This is a genomic window from Hyphomicrobium denitrificans 1NES1 (genome assembly GCF_000230975.2).
Classification (GTDB): Bacteria; Pseudomonadota; Alphaproteobacteria; order Rhizobiales; family Hyphomicrobiaceae; genus Hyphomicrobium_B; species Hyphomicrobium_B denitrificans_A.
Window position 1 is genome coordinate 3659621 of sequence record NC_021172.1, and the last position, 18512, is coordinate 3678132.

Sequence of the window (18512 nt, forward strand, 5' to 3'; positions counted from 1 at the left end):
GGGCGCGTTTTCCTTCTATCCAGTGATAGAGGAGTTTGCCTCGCATGCGGAAATTGCTTCTGACTGGTGCATCTGTGGTGTTCTTCGGCGTGTCGACGGTGGTCGCACAATCCGATCCTGGTGGCACCGCCCCGGAAAACTCCGAACCCGGTGCGAGGAACGCTGAGCAGGTCGAGCCAGGAAAAGTCGGCCCCGGCAGCGAAAAGAATTCGCGGGTTTCGCCCACGTCACCTGATATTCCGGCGCACGCGCAGCCGCCTCCAGACATCAATCTGCCAGCCGATTCCGGGTCATCGGGCAGCGGTGGTGGCGAACAAGGGCAATCCAACAAGAACTCCACTGCGCCGCATCCCGGGTCGCGTTAAGGCGTGTCCTTCGTGAGCTGGCCACCGTCCGTCTTGTGGATCTCCGAAGCAATGAAAGTGAGAATGGTGGTTAGATTGGCAGCTAGGCTCACGGCGATGTAAACTGGATACAATGGTGGGGAAAACTATCCGCACGCATTTCTTTCACTTGGCATTGCCACAAACGAGAGATTTGCTGCTGCCGTCGTCCGCAGCAGTTTGTGTATTTGTGTAGCCGCTGCAATCGCTATTCGCCAATCTAGCGAGGGTGACAGCCACAGAATGCCTTCGGTGTTCTGAAAAAAAGGCAAAGGCCTGGGAGCGATGGCAAAACCGTCGCTCCTTTTTCTTTATTGCGTTCAGCTACATCTATTGTGACTTGTTCATGACGGCAGTATTAGCTACCGCTCAGGATAGCGGGAAGAGCATCGCTGCTTGCTAGGTCGGACGAGCGGGACCGAAACCGGCAGACGTGAGGGTGGTGCAGTCCTGTAAGCCCTGCTGCCAATCAGCAGGGCTTCTTATTGATTTTTCGCTACAATAAATGGAACTTGGCGGTGCGGTAAGGCGCGCACTACATGCACTGAAGATCTTTGATGGATCGGGGGTGGGAATTTGGCTTCTCAGTATGAAGCGGCAGAAGAGATTAGATTTGAATCTCTTTCATTTTCGTCGCTTCGGCTTTCCGTTTCGCCTTAGGATATCTTTTTTCATATGAGGAACATCTTGCGCCTTGTCTACCGTCACAATTCTCCACGTGGCGCGAACTGATAGAACGGTAGCTGCTTTGCATACACGGGAGGCATATTGTCGTAGTAGTGCAAGAGGATTGAAAAAAGCAAACAGGCCCAAAAGCGATACTGCGATAAGAAAAACTGCGCATATCCAGGAGGCCTAATTGCGCGATCCAATGTTTAGACGTTATGCCACGTCCAATTTATAACGCAGGTTGTGCCCCAATATTGCCGCCCGAGCCCCTGAAATGGGTGGTTCGATTTGTCGTTAAATAGAGGATGGCTACGTGAATCGCCTTTCAAAAGAGATACTTGAGACGGACACAGCGGTTGGTCGGCGCGTTCGCGATCTTCGAATGGCTGCGAACAAACCAAAGGCGGACGTGGCCGCCCACTCTCAAATGTCGCTGGCTGACTATGCCATGTCCGAACGGGGAGAACGTCGGTTTCGCGCTATCGAGCTTTTCGGGATCGCGAAGTGCCTCGACGTTCGGATGAAGGACATTATGTCCGGCATCTAAAGCAGGGGGTTGGCAACAAGTTGAAATTGCGCAGTGTAGTATTTAAGCCGTATTTTCCCCACATATATAAAGTCAAATTCGAACTATTCTCCATAGTCTATTTTAGCTTGACCGGGCGGTTGCGCGCCGCGCTTTGCGGAGATGAAGTAGGGTAACGCGAGACTACTTGCGCGCACATCGGCGGAGACGTGTCATTACCAACATCTGCAAGCTGATTGGCGAACGAGTGGGAGATCTTCGAACGAAAGCTAACATGACAGCCGAGACCGTAGCTGAAGCTGCGAAGATGGACGTGTCAGATTACGTGCGGAGCGAAGCAGGCGAACGCAGATTCAGAACGTCTGAACTCTATCTCATTGCAAAGACGTTAGGGGTTGAATTGAAGGACATTGTGTCAACCTTATAATGTCGACCTGAATCCCTCAGCTTTCGCGTCGATCAAAACAGCCGTTTGCACGAGCAAGTTCTTTATCGCTTCGTACGTTTGCTTGTCTCGTGTTTGCGACGCTGCATCAAGCGCGTCCATTAACGTATCGCACACATCAAATAGCAGACTCGTCGTTTCGTCGGGCTCGAAATAAGACATGAATTGCCGGCACATTCGCGTACCCCTACATGGCAGCACAAGCGCTAGAACTGACGGGGTTGCTACTATCTCGCGAGTGAGATGATCTGGTGGACGACTCTGAAACGAAAGGAACACCCCTCCGTTCCTTTTGACACATGTGTTTATACTCAACATCATGCGCCCGTTACGCACCCACTATGCGATAGAACAGCCAAATGAGGCCAAGCCCCCGCTCCCTCAACGGAACGTTAGTATAAGCTTGTCCTTAGGTCGAGAGTAACTGTACACAAATATCACAACGGAACGATGTCCGGCGCCTCACTCGAAAAGCGATAGTCTTCTTAGGAGCACCGATGGTGGTCTCAGGGGCGAATAGCTTGGTTTGCGGTGCTTGGGCGGGTTGAGATTGACGTGTGCGTTCGTTTCCCGTCGCGTTGCCGTGCCCCGTATTGTTGCTCGTCTGAGGTTTGGCGTGGAACCAGAATTGTTGTCAGGGGCGGAGGGCCGTCCGGCAGCGCTTGTGTTCCCGTGCTCGAAATCGCAGTCATTCGGATTGTCGAGTATGGCGACGACATTTTCGCACGAAGATACGTCCTGGCAATCAATATTGCTGCTCTGCGGTATTTATCCTGCGAGACTGTTATGATGTGTAGTTCTTCGTCCACGCAACGAAGGCTCGCATCCAAGCACTGCAGTAGAATGCGCGCGCCTGAACCCATGATCTCATCAGGTTCGCCGTCCGGTGGCCAAATCTCTTCTGACAGCAACAGACAATCGACGCGATGGAAACGCGCATGTGCTTTTTTGAAAAATGCTGCGGCTTGCTTTGGAGAAGATCGGTCGAACTCTTCGCAGTGCACATTCTCCTGACCAAGGAACTTTGCCTTGAGTGCGGACAGATGTTCTCGGGGCGCACCGAGAAACAAGCGCGCCCCGTCGCACAATGCCGTTTTGGCGGAGCCCAAGACGCAGTCGGAGACCGCCACGGGAATGACGATCACTTTATTGTCCATTGATCCCATGGCGATCCCTGCAATCTAAGCGTGTATATCAGTATGAATGCACGTCAGCGGACACAATTCAATCGTGTGCCGGCGATTGCTGAATCATTCTGTGGATTGGCGGCCGCTGCCCAGCATCCGCCGCCGCTCGCCAATTTGCGGGGTTGCAAGCATAGCCAACACATAACAGCGCCGCGCGAGGGCGTCCGCAGAGCCTAATCGCACCGACGACCTTAGACCGCAGAAAGTGCGTGGCTCACTCGGTGGTCGGCAACGAGCACAGCTCGCGCTCAACAAGCCTTTGCCACGCGCGTTGTTTGACAGTCTAGAGCTTGGGGATTTGGCGTATCAGCATGAAGTGAGCGAAGGTGACGAGACTTGAGGCCATTTATTTTCGGCGCATCTTGCCGCCCACGCTTCGGCTTGTTTTCCAGCTCGATAAACTCCCACCAAACCGCGCTGAAGGGACCATATCTGTGAGCGCGCTTTCACTCCACGTACCTGTTAGCGGAAAATGAGGTTCGCAACTGGCGACACTGTGGAAGTTTGGGAGAATGCATGTTGTGTCAAGTACCTGCCTTGTGGTTGAAAGCCCGGCACCTCTTCAAATGGTTCCATAATGGCTAGTGGCACTTCGCGAATCCCCTCCATAGATGGACTGCGAGCAATTGCTGTGCTGGCGGTCCTTCTTTTTCACGTCGATCACAAACTACTGCCAGGTGGCTATCTCGGCGTAGATTTATTTTTTGTGATTTCTGGATTTGTCGTCACCAAATCCCTGGCTGAAAATAAGCTTCGCTACCGCGAGTTCTTGCTTAGGCGCTTCTATCGATTATTTCCCGCGGGAGCGACGACCATTCTCGTCACGCTTCTTGCTTTTGAGTTTGCGGGACACGGCTTGCTGTCGAAGCAGCATGTCCATTCGGCTATTGCTTCGTTCACTGCCACGTCGAACTTCTACTTCATGCGGCACAGTGGTTACTTCGACACAGCCTTACAGGGGAACCCCTTTCTACATTTTTGGTCGCTTAGCGTAGAAGAGCAATTTTATCTGGTTTGGCCCTGGCTCATAATTCTCATATCTGCTTGGCGCTTCTTCGCGAAAGCCGCATTTTTGATCGTCCTCGCTATTATGTCCGCTGCGATCTTTTGGTGGGCGCCTGTTGAGGCTTTTTACCTGATGCCGGCAAGAGCCTTTCAATTCGGGGCGGGCGCATTGGCATACTTCGTCTTAGGCCAGTATCGGCTTCTACTTCCAAGCATCGGAATATATGCGATGCTTGGATCGTCTATTATTCTGTTTTTCACGCATGACGGTACGCAATCGTGGTCGACAGCAATTCTATTGCCAACGGTAATTTTTGCGAGTCTCGTGTTACTGGCTGCGAACCAACCTTTGGATCGGCTTCTACTGCTGTTTCCAATTCAATATTTAGGGCTGGCGTCTTATTCCATATACTTGGCTCATTGGCCTATCATCGTCTACAGCAACATCGTTTACGATGCTGGTATTCAGACCAAGGTATTAGCTTTTTTGCTATCGATCGTGGCCGGAGTTGCTCTCCATTATGCGATTGAACGGCCGCTTAATTTTCGTATTTCCCAAAAAACTGCGCGTAAAAAGAGCCGCTTCTTTGTGATCTTCGGCGGGCCGGTGATTGCTGCGACAACGGCGTGCGTAATGGCCGTCATATTCGCTCAGATTCACGCGTCTGCAATGCCAAGCTCGCTTACCGCAAGTCGACAGGATAGCGATCTGGACGAGGCTGAGAAAATTTATGCGCAAACCGAAACGATACGGGCTGCAGCGATTAAGAAGTCCTGGGCATGTAACACCTTCGAACCTGGGAGGCTCAATGGCAATAAAAAATATAAATTGCTGGATGATCTGAACCTTGGCGAATGCCTGAAAGGAAAAAACTTACTTCTTGCCGACAGCACCGCTGAAGTTGCCGTCTATCTCCTTGCGACCACAGGCAAAGCCGACAGCTTGGCGCAACTCGATAGTGCTGGTTGCTCTTTCTTACTTTCTACGACTGCACCGGACTGCACTAAGATGAATGCACTCCGATTGACGCTCATAACAAATACGAGTTGCGCGTATTCAACCATCTATCTGGCTTTCAGCTGGGCAAAATATAAGCCCGACGATCTTCGTGCTCTTTTTGCATTGGTGGCAAAATCACCCTGCAGTTTTGTCATTTTAAGCCAGCTTCCATCTTTTACGGTAAACCCAGAGCAAGCATTGCGCGCCAATAATTCGAACAACGTAGATTTTACTTTCGAAAGTGAGCGAGAATGCCCGAAAGGCAACGGGTCTCATTGATGAGGTCTCGCGAGATCAGCCAAATGTTCAAATGCTTCGCTGGTCGCCTCTCGACAATCCCCATCCCGAACTTCCCGTTCTAACGCCAAAGAGTGAAATCATTTATCGCGACAGCTATCACTACACGGACGCGGGGAAGAGATGGCTCATGTTACAATACCTACGGGCGAAGGCGGGCGCGTCATGACAGCCTTACAGCTTGTCTGTGGGCCGGAATCGATTGCTCAGAGCCTGCCAGCAGTTGGCAAGTAAGCGACGCTCGCGCAAGGTTTCCAGGCTCAGAACGTCGGTAATTGAACCATCAACTGCCGCTGTTCGGGCGTGCCGTGCCAGTCTTTTATGTATGTTCCCGGCCGCTCGACTATCTGATGCAGATCGGCGTCTAGAGGCAGTGGCCGTTGCGAGGCGCGGAACCGATAGACGGCTTTGACGCGGTTCGACATCAGCAAGAGAGCCGGGGCGAAGCTGCCAGCTCCGATGCAGACGATCGACGCGCTGATGATCGTTCGCGCATCGGACACGAAGCCGAGAGACGTGCACTTCCAATTCAATTTTGTGGTGGCAAGCCATTCTTCCAATGCCGAAACGCAGGGGTTTGACCTGTCCTCGAAAACGACATGGACGGCATTGACGCCATAGCGTTGAACGGCATCACGGATCGCGACCTGATAGTAGCTGAGCGGCGGTTGCGTGTATCCGGGATGAGGCACTGCGTCAGTGAAGATGTCCCCGGCCTTGATATGAATGACCATCTTGCGGGGCCTCGGACCTTCGCGGCCGATATCTTTCAGAACGTAGTTCGATCCCAGCGATTTGGTTAGGGTAATCCGCTCTGCCGCTGTTGGCGCAAAGTCCTCGAAGCCTGCAAGGTGGAAGAACGTGCCTGAGAGCGTCGTCTCGCGCGAGGCCGACCTTGAGGCGATCAATTCGATACCGTCGAAAGTCCCGTCCTTGAGAACGAGATCGGGCGGCATATCGAGGTTGCCGACGTGGATGCGCTTGATCCCGCAACGTTTTGCGATGTGGACCGCGTTGACGAGTTGGATTACGGCGTTACCGAACCTCCCGCCTTTCTTGATGCTGAAAGCCGTGATTGGCGAAGCGCCGCAGTTCGTAATCTGCCATCGGTCGTTCGCGACCTGGTTCCGCGCCCCTGAGGCCACGAACTGCGCGCACGCGCCTAGAAAGCCAGTGTTCCGCATTGATGCTCCCCGTGCGAACATTATTCTCGCGGCTTTCCGTGTTGCCATGCGAAAATCTACCCCCGCTCAATCCTGCTAGCCGAACCTGACTTCAGCAAGACTGTTTCCCAGCACTCCCTTGTTGAGTGTCCGCGGTGTTCCTCGTCAGGACCTCTTGAGCGAATGCGTAGTAAAGGAGCAAGCGACCGAGCGTCGAGTACAGCAGGAACCGGGGTGCATCTGGTGATATTAGGCGGGATCAAACCGGGGATCGTGGTGTAGGTGTACGTGTGACTTGAGCGCCAACTTATTGATATTATTGGTGCCGCTTGTGTGACTCGAACACACGACCCCGTCATTACGAATTACAAGGTCTTGCTATTTCATCAGTTTTTCTTTGCGAATTTTTCTCCGTCGGTTGTAGCTGAATCAATGTGTTTAGCGCTCTAATTCAACCAATGACTCCGATCCTGTTCTCGTGTCAGGACAGGGAAGCGCGGGTTTATGTGCTAGGGATGTGCTAGCGGCCATTGAAAATGAACATCGCATGTGCTAGAAGTGACGTGTTCTTATCTGGGGCACGGGGCACATGGCGGGGAAATCTCAACACGTATTGCCGTTCAACAGTCAGGCCGTCGAAAAGGCGGGCACGAGAGACGGCAAGCAAACGGAATGGCGCATTGACGGGGTGCGCGGGCTGACCCTGATCGTCACTGAAGGCGGGGTGGCCACCTATGCCTATCGCTATCAGGTGAAGCAGGGGAAGAAGCGCAAGTTCAGGACGATCAAGCTAGGCCGTCGCGATGCAATCACCCTGCACGACGCGAGGAAAGCTTGCGAGGAACACAGGCGCGAAGTCGAGAAAGGAACCGACGTAGCGTTAGAACGCACCCTGAAGGCGCAAGAGTTCACGCTTCGGGAGTTGTTTGAAGAGCGCAAAGCCAAAGAAGACAGGCGCGCTGCCTCAACTATGAAGGGCTACGAAGAGATTTTAAAGGCCGATGTATTCCCGACCTTGGGCGACATTCCCGCCGCTGACATTAAGCCGGAACAGATTGTCGGGGTTCTGGCGGCAATCGAGGAACGGTCGAAATCCTTAGCACATCGGGCACGGTCTGCGCTGGGGTCAACATACCGATTCGGCCTGAAGCGACGGCTCGTAAAGCTCAATCCAACAGCGGGCCTTGGTTTCATCCATGTGTCCAAGCCTCGGAAGCGCGTGCTGAAGGACAAAGAGATTCGCGCTATCTGGAATGGCCTTAGCGCGTGTGTCGAAGTGTCAGAGCGTATGGCGCTGTTGCTGAAGTTTTGCCTGCTTACTGGGCAGCGCGAGGCGGAATGTGCTGGAGCACAGTTGAGTGAGTTCAAGCTAGGCACCGCAAATCCGCGCTGGGTTATTCCCGCAAACCGCATGAAGCGCAAAGAGCGGGATCAGTATGTGCCGCTCAACTCTGAAGCCGTCGCAGTGATCGAAGCCGCAAAGAAACTCGGAACGCGTGGCGGTTATCTGTTTCCGGCCGACACGGACAAGATAAAGCTGATCGAAGACGAGAGCGGCAAGATCGCACGGAAGAAGCCAAGAACTCCGCACATCAACCGCGAGAGCATGTCCCGAGCAATGGCGCGGCTAACGTCGAAGCTCAAAATCAACGACGCACACGGACACGACTTCCGCAAAGCTCTAACAACTTGGATACGCGAGAACGGACATTCCAAGGACGTGAGCGATTTGATTTTGCACCACGCCAGCGGAAGCGTAACGGGCTCACACTATGACTTCGCGGTTCTCGACGGGCCGGTGAGAAAGGCACTTCAAGCATGGGCAACACACGTAACGACACCACGTCAGAGCGCCGAAATCAGAAAGTTGACAGCATAAGTATACTTTTTAGGCCAACATTCTTTGAGTGCAGGACCATTTCGACGCTCCGCACGTAGGTTTTGCCCACAATTTATTTGGAAAATTTGAAATGGAAGTTCTGAAAACTATCGTCAACACGGCCGAAGATGGCAGGTTCTATTTAGTCGATACCGTTGAGAAAGACGGGAAGCTTTGGCTCGTCACAGCGTGGCTTGAAAAAGGGTTCTTGCCGGAACGAATGGTGAGAATTGATGACCTGCGAGCGTGCAAAGCAACCCCCTCCCCGGATGGTCGCCAACGAGCGCACTACGCACTTGATAAGCCGTTGCCACGAGCATTGTTTGATGGTTCCGATCTTGGCGATTTGAAGTATCAGTATGAAGTAAGGGACGGGGACGAAGTTTAGAGCATATGGCTGAGGTACACGAAACCGCTGCATCTCTTCGTTTTCATGGTGACGACCTCGATCCGGAGGAAATATCACGTGTGCTCGGTGCTCAGCCGACGCGCTGCAGAAAGAAGGGCGGGATTTGGATTACGCCTAGTGGCAAAGAGAAAATTGCCCGTACAGGTTCGTGGAATTTCGCCGCCAAAAAAGAACCTCCGTGTGACCTCGACAAGCAGATAAACAGAATCTTCTCTGACCTTAGTGACGATATCAACGCTTGGAAGGTCATTGCATCACGGTATCGAGGCAACATATTCGTTGGTCTGTTCCTATCCAGCTTGAATGAAGGACTAACTCTTTCTCCGACCACACTCAGTGCCATCGGATCGCGCGGGCTTGTGCTTGGCTTCGATATTTATAGCGGTGATGGCAAAGAGTAAGAGACACATTGAGGTATTAGCGCTTCGACTTCCCACCCCACTTCGGTCTATCCTTCGGCTCCATAAACTCCCCGCCGAACCGCGTCTGAAATTTCTCGACGTCGTCTCTCGTTCCAAAGCACCACACATTCCACCACTCGTCGTCGCGCACGAATGAGTGGCCGCGCCGTGCAAGTGATAGGTCTTCGCAGAACTCGCGAACCGCCTTTCCGACCGTCACGCTCTGACGCAACGCGATCTAGTAAGGCCAAAAACCGTCGATTTGTCGTGAAGTGATTTGGCCTTTGCGTCCAACCACCCACATGGGCGGAGAAAACCTCACTTCAGTATACCAGCAGTATATCTTTGGATTATAGACTATAAGTGGCATAAAATTCTCGGTATACTTCGCGTTGCTCAAATTTTTTAGATGTGCTTCGTTTGTAAAATTCTACGATTTATTTTTATTTTTACGTGGAAATTCTTGATTAGAACACTATTGATGCTTACATCGCTAGATAGATGATTTGAATAATCAGTGTTCTCATCGTTCTTTTTCTAGAAATATTTAAGGATTTTTCCCTCATGGCAGACGCCAACAAAACATCCGGCATGCGTTCTGAAATCGCGAACAAGTGGTCGAAAATCAGCGCTCAGGAAGTCTCGGCGCTCAAAACGACAGACGATCTCGTCTCGCAGGTTCAGTCCAAGTATCAGCTGGATAAAGCCCAGGCGCAAAAGGACGTAGATGCCTTTGCCAATGGTCGACAGCTCTAGTTCTGCGTCGCTGTTGACACGTCGCTCCTAGCATCAGCTCTAGGGGCGGCGAAGACCGCTCAAAACACCTCGGAGGCTGTCGTGCAGGAGCGAACAACGCGCAAGTCCGTTACGTTTCTGCATCCTTTCTCACTGTCTGGCATCGATGAGAAATTGGAAGCCGGAACTTACGAGATCGAAACCTGCGAAGAACTTATCGACGGATTGTCGTTCGTTGCCTATCGGCGCGTATCAACGACGATAGTCATAGCGGCGAATGGATACGGGCATGGCGCAAGACAAGTGGTAGCCATCGATCCGTTGGACCTCGAAGTCGCCCAGCAGATTGACGCCCTCGAAGCGAGCATGACGCCGAACTTTGCGTAGTGTTTCGCCCGCTAATTAGCGCTTAAGGAGCTTTGATAGTGGAAAGTGAATACATCCTGGTAACCAAAGGACCAGAGCGGGCGTGGACCGTAGTCCAAGAGCCGCGCCGACGAAATATGTTGAGCTTCGAGGTAAAATCACACGCCGTTGCGTTTGCACGTGCAGTTTCTTTTTCCCGCAAACTCACGCTCTTCATAGATGATGCATCTGGAGTTTCGATCCGTCAGTCGTCGGCTAGTCTGACCTATCCGACAGTTCTAAATTAATGCGTGTGCGCGGTAGAAATTGATAGCGGGGGATCGCATCTTTTGACACGGAGTATCCGTACGCTATGTGGGATTACCCGAAGAGCGCTGCGCATCAGGCGGCAATTAATGCGATGAAACCAGAACGGGACATTGCAGCAGCTAAGGCCATGGCGGCTCAGAGCAAACTCCAGCGGGCTCGCGACGCCGTGGCAGCTTTGAAAGAGCGCGAGGCCGAAATAGTCGCCACCCGCGAAAAGACGGCCCGTTTGCGAGCCGCACGGTTAGCTCGCGAGGCCAAGGATCAAGTGGAAGCTAAGCCATCACAGCTTGCTGCTCGCCGCTAAGCCCCGTTCCTCAAGGTCACCACTCGATTGAAGTAAGGGCCGCGCGCTTCGCCCGTCAGCGGTCCAGTTTTTCCAATTTCCGTAGACGTTCGAGCCTGTCCAAGAGCAGTGATGGAAGCTCATCGTTTTCGTTCGCCATCACTTTACGCAACAGTGGTGCCGCTCGCTTCGCAAATTCGACAGCCCACAAATCATCCGCCATCGCCCGCCTTATTGCAATCTTTGCGTCATCATCCATACGGAGCCAACCTCTGCTCATGGGTTCAGTTCCAGCTTGGTCCGATTTCGAATGGCCAAAGTGCGTTAAGATGCGAAGCTGCTGACGTATCTTCACACTTCGCCGATGCATGAAGTAATCGCATGTGCCCAGCGGTACAGGAACGAATGCCGCGCTAGGCTAGGTCCGCTTCAGCCGTAAGGAGGCGGCGGATATGGCGGACATGGAAGCGAAGTGCGACTATCCTTACTTGCTATCGACGCGCACACGGTTCTTGAATTTTGTTTTCAAGGGCGCGCGCCCGCTCGGCATGTCCTGGAAAGAATTCAACGGACGCCGCGAGCAACGAGAGATAGCGCTCGCAGCAACTCGCAAATTACCGGGCCAAGCGGCGGGATAAATCGGCGCGGCGGCCGAAGCCAAACGAAAAAAGGGGCACCGCTGATGGCACCCCTTCCGGTATCAAGGAGGTTTGGGTTACGCAGAGTAAGGGTATGAGCAATGTGCCTTTGATGCCCCGTCTTCCGACCAGGACGATTGACGCTAGGCTGATTCTGCTCCGTCTGTCTCAAACGGCCAACGTTCAATTATGCGAATTATTTCGCGGTGCAGCCGTTCAGCGTTTGCTCCCGGGCTTCTGGGATTTTGCGAACGTAGCCAAGACAGAGCCCGACCCGGCCGGGGGCTTCTGTGCGGGGACCTTCTTCGGCTTGCGTTTTTCTCTATTGGAATGCTGTTGGCCTTTGGCCATGGAAACCTCTTTGGGTTATGGAACGCGACCTTGCTATCCGGCGCGTCGCGTCGAGTGTTGCATACTGTCTATATGATCGCGAGCAATACCGAGAGAGGCACGGGCCAAATCCGGCTCGGTTCAAATGGCGGGCGGCCACCGTAGTCAGGTTCTTTTTCGTAGCCGGACGGCATTTGCACTACCTGTACTACCCCTGCACTACCTTGGTTTTGGGGGTAGTGCAGTAGATTACTGATTTATTTCAATATGCTATAAGCATTTACACTACCTGCACTACGTTTTCGACGTTTTTCACTTCGCCCGGCGCGCACAGCACGCACGCTGCACGCCACACGCATATTACACATACATATCCATACGATTTAAAAAGGTAGTGTAGGTAGTGTAGGTAGTGAGCAGGCCCGTATTTATTGGGCTTTTTGCATGCACTACCTCAAAACCAAGGTAGTGTAGGTAGTGCAGCCCAACCGCGCGCTCATCCGTGCACCCGTGCATCTGCGCCCAACCACGCGCAATCGAACAGAAACGGGGTCCACAGACTCATTTGCGAATTGGACGGGGAAATGCCAGCCGAATTAAACCAGCCGCCCACGACTCTCCTATTGCGAATATGAATCGCAAATACAACGAGTGGACAATTCTGTTGCTGCCGAATCACATTCGACGCGCCAATTCGGGCAGCGGGCGTAAATGTCCCCGACTTATCACCGGAAGCGCGTTATATATTAGGAATGGATTAACGGCACAGCAAATCACACCCCGCGATTAACGGGGCGATATACGGGTCACTTTCACAACAAGTCACGGGGATATGTCAAGTCACATAAGAAAGAAAATTGAGGCCATGGATGGAGAGGCCCGCGAAGAATTACTTCGCTTCGCTCAACATCCGTTTCGTGCAAAGGCGGATGCGCGTATTTGGCCAGCGTTTTTGTATAGAGAGTACAGGGCAGCTAAAGAGCGGTTGAAAGTAGCGAAACGTCGCTCGCGAATTGGTCTAGCTACGAAAGAGGTTGTCGATAAAAACGAGCGGGACGTAGCCACCACTATTTCAAACGCAAATGCTTATTGGGTAGAAGCACGCACCTTACTGCCGGTAGACAAATTGAAGCGCAGTCCGCCCGGAGTTCGCGGTAGGCACAAGACGCTTATTGCTGACCCTTCTTACCAAAATGGAGCAGTAGGCAAAATTGGCGGTGGTAGTGCGGGTCAAAAAATAGACCGTAGTCGTGGCATCGCGGGTATCTTAGTTCGGACGCGCCAGCTTTCAGAGCTTGATCTTACCTCACCACAGTTGGCTGAGCAGGTAGCGGAATTTATCCGGGCGGATCGGGTAACACTTAAGAATTTTGGTTTTGGTGCAGCGGTCGGGGACGGGCGCGCACATACCAATCTCCCCAAATCATTCTACGACGATTCCTTTCGTATAACCGAATGGCCAGATGCGAATGCGCATGTGCTGGCTTGGAAACGTCAACAACAGCGAGTGCGACATGTACCAGACAGGTCCACCGCGCGTATAACTTACCCAAAGCTTCATCCTGATCAGCCCGTTTGGGCCAAACAGGGTTCTACCCCGGGAAAGACTGTTAGCAAGGCGTATTGGGAAGAACGACACGCGGCACGAGTCGCGGAAGACTTGGCTCGTGCTGAAAGGCACCATGACGATTTTGTACGCTTTCTCGCTCGCAGGGATTTGCTCCGCGCTCTCAAATCTCGTGGCTACAAAATCAGAAAAGTGCCTAAGCGCCGAGTATACAAGCCAGCCGTATCCGGCAAATGGTTTCCCAAAATAGCGGATCGGCTTTGCAGTTCGGTCACGCCAAGTTTGGCTCCCCGCATGAGCACTCACACACAAGGAGAAGAAGAACGTATTGGTTTCCTACTCTATCATAACCCAAACAGACGTAGGCTTTAACAGGAGTAAAATGGAAAAAAGACATGGACTGCCCGCTGACTAGTGGCTTTCAACGAAGCAACTTGCAGCGGTCTACGGTGTTGCTACCGGCACCGTGAATATTTGGCGTTATCTGCGGGGCTTTCCTGAAACCGCAGTACAGAAATTTGAAGGTCGCGTTTTTTATTATAAGCCTGCCATTGACGAGTGGCGCAAGACTCGACCCCGCGCAACTGCCCGCGTAGCGTAACGGTCAACAACAACACTACCCCCCAATTAGAGACTTCCAAACTTGGCGTGCCATCCCGGTCCGTCGGGTGATGTGCGTTGTCACGAATAAAGGACTTACGAAGTGCCACTGATTGCAATTGATACTAATCAGAATGCTCCAAACGTTACTACGGAAACGGTGCAGTCATCGGGCTTTACAGTGCCCAAAGTGCTGCAAGAAATATTAGACAAAGAAGGGCCCGATGTTCCGAGGCTCGTGAGAGTACGGCGTCGAGTTGATAGGGTTATGACCCAGGTTGTTGCTCTAGCCTTAAAGGACGGCGGCGGCGGCGTTGTGCTCAATTTCGAAGATGATGGAGCATTGTTTGGGCTTCATCGCCGACCGGGCATGACAATCACCGCACATGGGCTAACGCCACAACGGTTGCGTCGTGTACTGATGGTTGCTTGCGATGCACTTGCGAAAGCCCAAGAGGAAATTTCCAACGAAGGCTTGCGCGCGTAACAATGCAAACAGAAAAAGTAAAAGTCACGAGTTCGTTAAACGGCGAAGCTCAGCGTTTCCTTGCATTGCTCGCGCCTGAAGCCAAGGAGTTTGATTGGCGGTTCATTTTACCCGATAGCCGATTAGACGATATCGGAACCGGCCTGAAGATCATCAATCAGCGGGGAAGTGCAAGATTTTCGAAAACTGCGGCACAGACTGCAAACGAAAAGGGATATGGCGTCTTCGTCACTGTGAACGAAACAGACGGCGCGGGTATCAAGGCGAAGAACATAACGCGTGTAAGAGCAGTCTTTGCGGACTTCGACGACGGTCTTCCCGATCAGTTTCCATTGCAGCCGTCTATGATTGTGCAAACGTCGCCCGGCAAAGCGCAAGTCTATTGGCTGGTCGAAGACGATATGGCTCCGGCGCAATTCGCGAGCATAGAAGCGCGCCTTGTTCAAACTTATAACGCTGACAAGAACGCCAAAGACATAGCGCGTGTCCTTCGCGTACCGGGGTTCATGCATACAAAAGGCGAACCATTCCCCGTCAAACTTGTTTCTCCAAAGAACGGCAAGAACGCGAAGCGATACAATACTCGCCAACTTCTTGATGCCTTTCCAGCAGTTGCCACGGAACGGAATAGCCAGCGTCCGCGCAATATTGAAAAGTTCGCCATAACGCTGGGCGTCAATGCTTTCGATACCGAGAAAGTTCAGGCCGCTCTCGCCTTCATTCCTAACGGTGACCGTGACGAGTGGCTTAAGGTCGGCATGGCTTTGCACCATGAAACGGGTGGTAGCGAACAGGCTTACGATTTTTGGGTGCAATGGTCGCGAACTTCGCCCAAATTCAATGAAACTGATCAGCGTGCAAAGTGGCTATCGTTCAATCCTGAAAACTACGACGGCCAGTTGATGAAGCTCGGGACGCTGTTTGCGTTGGCAAAAGAGCACGGATGGAAGCCGCCACAACGGCGCGAACTTATAATTGTCCCTCTCGAAGTTTCTGAGAAAGTCGCCTTCGACGAAAGCGCATTGGAGTGGGGAACCAAGCTTTGCCGCGAGAAGGCTGAAACCAAAGGCGATTGGGACGCAGACGAGCTTGGCGAACTCATGCAGCGTATGAACGCGGACCATTCCGTTGTTGATATCGGCGGCAAGGTTCTCGTCACAAAGGCGGAAGCAAATCCGCTTATTGGAAATCAGATTGTATTCATGTCTACGGAGGCCGCTCGCCAGAAATATGGTGCGGTGGTTGTCGGTGGCACGGAAAATAGGCCGATCACTGCATTCAATAAATGGGAGCGTTGGCCCGGGCGGCGCTACTACGAAGGCGTTGGGATGTTTCCGGGTTCGTCTGTGAAACCATCAATCGTCCAGAGAAATTATCTAAACCTTTGGGGTGGCCTTCGGATCACGCCGCGTAAGGGTGATTGGTCGCTTGTCAAACAGCACATGCTGATGATGTGCAGCGGTAATGAAGACCATTTCAATTGGCTTCTTGATTGGAATGCGCAGCTTATACAAGAGCCACAGAGGAAGCCGGGTTCTGCAATCGTGCTGCGATCCGCTCAGAAGGGCACAGGCAAATCTATGTTTGCAGGCTTCTGGCAGAAAATCTATGGGATGCAACACGTCGCCACGGTAACGAATTCTGATCAGATTGTTGGCCGGTTCAACGCCGTCATTGGGCAAAGCGTGTTGGTGTTTCTTGAAGAAGCGAGCTGGGGCGGTTCGCGCGCAAGTGGCAACGCTTTAAAGGAACGCATTACCGGTGCGACGACGACGTTGGAACGGAAGGGATTAGACCCGATCACGCAGCCGAACTATGCGCGACACTGGTTCAATAGTAACGAGGATTGGATTGTTCCGGCTGGCACGGATGAGCGGCGCTACTTCATTGCCGACTTCAACTTTGACCGCGCTAACGACCGTTCCTACTTCGACCCAATCTTTCGACAGATGTATGACGACGCCGGTGTTGAGGCGATGGCGCATGAACTGCTGGATCGAAAAATTGAGAGCGATTTGTACACACCGCCTGCCACCGCTGGACTTGAACGGCAACGGGAGTTCTCATTGAGCGGTGTTGAGCGGTTCTTGTTCGAAACGGCGAAGTCCGGGCAGATACCAAGAGACGATCTTTCAAGTTTTGCCCATGACCTCGGAACTTCTTCAACCGTCGTTTCCACAACCGCCGTTCAAAACACGGCGCGAGGTTATTGCGATGAATACGAGGGGCGTGCGCTCGATACTCGCCTTGGTATGATCCTCTCGGAAGTGGGTGTGCTGAAAAGCATGAGAATGGCTAGCGGTATGCGACGTTACCACTATGTCTTCCCGCCAATTGATGAGTTCAGAGCACGAGTTTCCAAGAAACTAAATTTGCCGATCACAATTTGTGAACCATTAGGGCATGAGGCTAACTTACGTGGCTCGAACGAAAACCAACGTGATCAACTTTGAGTCCGTAGCAGCATCGATCAGAAAGAAGTATTCCGCCGAAGCGGTCACACAGCGCGAGCGGGAGTTGCGATTTAAGGCGCTCGTCCATAAGCAGCAGAGACACCCGCTCGCGAACGTGACGGCTGATGAGCTTATTGCCGAAATCGAAGCATGGCATCAGATCGCAGATACGGTAAGCGGTACTGCAAAAATCTGGCGCAAACTTTATCGGCAAACCGGCCGTCAACTTCGATCAGCAAACAAGAAAATCGCGCGACTCGAAAAGAAGCTTGAGACGTTGCGGAAGCGTTCTGCGTAGTCCGCTTAGTGAAGGGCGTAGGTTATCCCGCTGACCGAAACGAGCGGTTCAAACGTAAACGAGGGAAAGTTCGCCCGTGAATGCACGATAAGCTTTTGCCCGTGCGAGTAGCGGCAAGGCGTAAGATGCCGAGTTAGTATTTTTAGTGTCAGAGAATGTTTGAAACACCGGAAGAATTTGTCCGAGCCGTCGAAGAAACGATGGCGCGCGACTCGTCAAAAGAAAAGGATCGCGGGCATGGGGACCTAATTCACTATGGCCGTGCCTGCTATCGCGAGTTCGCAGATCACTTCAAACGACTTGCAGCGCCAGACGAAGAACTCACTTTTGAGAACTACATAAAACGCTGCATCGCTATCGATTTCGTGTGGGCTAAGCGTGGGAATTACCCGCCATCACACGTAGTCGGAACGCTTGGCAAATTGTTCAACGTCACGCCATCTGTCGTCGCAAAAGAAGAAGCTCTTTATTACGCCGACTATATGGCTGCGTAACGGATAGGCTAATATGAATTGGCGGCGGGAAATAGCTAATCTCGTCGCCAATTTAGCAGTGAAAAGTACAGTACTGTATACATACCGTAATACAAACTGTACTAACATATTGATTTTATTTCCTATTTACCGAACTCGCAAATCAGCCCATTTTCTCGAATGTCACGGAATGGGCGTTTCGTGATTTTATTCAGAGAGGGCAGAAACAATGATTATTCATCCACAAGAAGTTGAGCGGCTTCCGAAATGGGCGCGAGTTCTTTCTACGGCGTTTAATAAATGGACACCGCAATCAATCCGAGAGGCAATAGACGACTGTGCGCGTGAGGTTTTCGATAACTGCGTCGGTCTTGGTCGGCTTCCTCAAAAGCTCAGCCACAACCTTGAAGCGCTCGTTACTTGGTGGTGGCGCTTGAAAATGGGCGAACGCGAGTGGGCAAATTGGATGCGGGAGATTGCCGAAGACGATGCCTACGAGGCGGAATGCGAAATAGACAATATCGGATTTGGCTTCGGGCAGGATGCGCGCGCATTTGAGGGGAATTTAATTTTCGCGTAACCGAAACGAATCAGACTCCCAAAAAGCAC

The 18512-nt window shown here is 52.3% G+C and carries 19 protein-coding genes; 16 read left to right on the forward strand and 3 right to left on the reverse strand.

From position 1 onward, the window contains the following. Nucleotides 1-44 precede the first annotated feature (44 nt). From HYPDE_RS17635 to HYPDE_RS19870, 3 genes are all read left to right on the forward strand, one after another. Nucleotides 45-365 carry a hypothetical protein gene (locus tag HYPDE_RS17635; RefSeq protein ID WP_015599912.1) on the forward strand — a complete coding sequence of 107 codons (321 nt, stop codon included), beginning with the start codon at nucleotides 45-47 and terminating at the stop codon, nucleotides 363-365. Nucleotides 366-1365: 1000 nt separating this feature from the next. Further along, on the forward strand, nucleotides 1366-1599 hold the full coding sequence (locus HYPDE_RS19220) for a hypothetical protein (RefSeq protein WP_015599913.1): 234 nt from the start codon (nucleotides 1366-1368) through the stop codon (nucleotides 1597-1599). Nucleotides 1600-1825: 226 nt separating this feature from the next. Then, the gene (locus HYPDE_RS19870; protein WP_015599914.1) at nucleotides 1826-2005 is read left to right on the forward strand and encodes a helix-turn-helix domain-containing protein; all 180 of its coding nucleotides are present in this window, start codon (nucleotides 1826-1828) and stop codon (nucleotides 2003-2005) included. Between the two features lie 524 nt (nucleotides 2006-2529). On the opposite strand, the gene HYPDE_RS17645 is transcribed toward HYPDE_RS19870, so the two are convergent. Next, nucleotides 2530-3180 carry a hypothetical protein gene (locus tag HYPDE_RS17645; RefSeq protein ID WP_015599916.1) on the reverse strand — a complete coding sequence of 217 codons (651 nt, stop codon included), beginning with the start codon at nucleotides 3178-3180 and terminating at the stop codon, nucleotides 2530-2532. A 607-nt stretch (nucleotides 3181-3787) separates the two neighbouring features. On the opposite strand from HYPDE_RS17645, the gene HYPDE_RS17650 reads away from it, so the two are divergent. Next, a complete protein-coding gene (locus HYPDE_RS17650) occupies nucleotides 3788-5494 on the forward strand; it encodes an acyltransferase family protein (protein WP_015599917.1) in 1707 nt (568 codons plus the stop codon). Nucleotides 5495-5772: 278 nt separating this feature from the next. Here the strand turns inward: HYPDE_RS17650 and HYPDE_RS17655 are convergent, their stop codons facing one another. Continuing rightward, nucleotides 5773-6696 (reverse strand): hypothetical protein, encoded by a 924-nt coding sequence (locus HYPDE_RS17655; RefSeq protein ID WP_015599919.1) that lies wholly within the window; start codon nucleotides 6694-6696, stop codon nucleotides 5773-5775. 568 nt (nucleotides 6697-7264) lie between these two features. Between HYPDE_RS17655 and HYPDE_RS17660 the strand changes: the two genes are divergently transcribed. From HYPDE_RS17660 to HYPDE_RS19440, 6 genes are all read left to right on the forward strand, one after another. Next, a complete protein-coding gene (locus HYPDE_RS17660) occupies nucleotides 7265-8554 on the forward strand; it encodes a tyrosine-type recombinase/integrase (RefSeq protein WP_081625144.1) in 1290 nt (429 codons plus the stop codon). 91 nt (nucleotides 8555-8645) lie between these two features. After that, nucleotides 8646-8942: a hypothetical protein gene (locus HYPDE_RS17665; protein WP_041320632.1), complete on the forward strand. Its 297-nt coding sequence runs from the start codon at nucleotides 8646-8648 to the stop codon at nucleotides 8940-8942. A 5-nt stretch (nucleotides 8943-8947) separates the two neighbouring features. Beyond that, on the forward strand, nucleotides 8948-9364 hold the full coding sequence (locus tag HYPDE_RS17670) for a DUF4279 domain-containing protein (RefSeq protein ID WP_015599922.1): 417 nt from the start codon (nucleotides 8948-8950) through the stop codon (nucleotides 9362-9364). Nucleotides 9365-9928: 564 nt separating this feature from the next. Further along, entirely contained in the window at nucleotides 9929-10120 is a 192-nt protein-coding gene (locus HYPDE_RS17680) for a hypothetical protein (protein ID WP_015599924.1), read from the forward strand. Nucleotides 10121-10201: 81 nt separating this feature from the next. Then, nucleotides 10202-10486 (forward strand): hypothetical protein, encoded by a 285-nt coding sequence (locus HYPDE_RS17685; RefSeq protein WP_015599925.1) that lies wholly within the window; start codon nucleotides 10202-10204, stop codon nucleotides 10484-10486. A gap of 331 nt (nucleotides 10487-10817) precedes the next feature. Next, on the forward strand, nucleotides 10818-11078 hold the full coding sequence (locus HYPDE_RS19440; RefSeq protein ID WP_015599926.1) for a hypothetical protein: 261 nt from the start codon (nucleotides 10818-10820) through the stop codon (nucleotides 11076-11078). Between the two features lie 55 nt (nucleotides 11079-11133). Here HYPDE_RS19440 and HYPDE_RS19225 read toward each other — a convergent pair whose 3' ends face one another. Further along, nucleotides 11134-11316, reverse strand: coding sequence for a hypothetical protein (locus HYPDE_RS19225; protein WP_144061311.1), 183 nt, complete (start codon nucleotides 11314-11316; stop codon nucleotides 11134-11136). 1574 nt (nucleotides 11317-12890) lie between these two features. Between HYPDE_RS19225 and HYPDE_RS19230 the strand changes: the two genes are divergently transcribed. The 6 genes from HYPDE_RS19230 (at nucleotide 12891) to HYPDE_RS17720 (ending at nucleotide 18483) form a co-directional block, all read left to right on the forward strand. Further along, nucleotides 12891-13964: a hypothetical protein gene (locus HYPDE_RS19230; RefSeq protein WP_015599929.1), complete on the forward strand. Its 1074-nt coding sequence runs from the start codon at nucleotides 12891-12893 to the stop codon at nucleotides 13962-13964. A gap of 331 nt (nucleotides 13965-14295) precedes the next feature. Beyond that, entirely contained in the window at nucleotides 14296-14679 is a 384-nt protein-coding gene (locus HYPDE_RS19235; protein ID WP_015599930.1) for a hypothetical protein, read from the forward strand. Between the two features lie 2 nt (nucleotides 14680-14681). Further along, nucleotides 14682-17132, forward strand: coding sequence for a DUF5906 domain-containing protein (locus HYPDE_RS17705; RefSeq protein WP_015599931.1), 2451 nt, complete (start codon nucleotides 14682-14684; stop codon nucleotides 17130-17132). Continuing rightward, nucleotides 17119-17430, forward strand: a complete 312-nt coding sequence (locus tag HYPDE_RS17710; protein ID WP_015599932.1) for a hypothetical protein — start codon at nucleotides 17119-17121, stop codon at nucleotides 17428-17430. The genes HYPDE_RS17705 and HYPDE_RS17710 overlap by 14 nt, the downstream gene beginning before the upstream one ends. 155 nt (nucleotides 17431-17585) lie before the next feature. After that, nucleotides 17586-17924, forward strand: a complete 339-nt coding sequence (locus HYPDE_RS17715; RefSeq protein ID WP_015599933.1) for a hypothetical protein — start codon at nucleotides 17586-17588, stop codon at nucleotides 17922-17924. A 208-nt stretch (nucleotides 17925-18132) separates the two neighbouring features. Further along, nucleotides 18133-18483, forward strand: a complete 351-nt coding sequence (locus tag HYPDE_RS17720; RefSeq protein WP_015599934.1) for a hypothetical protein — start codon at nucleotides 18133-18135, stop codon at nucleotides 18481-18483. Nucleotides 18484-18512: the final 29 nt, after the last annotated feature.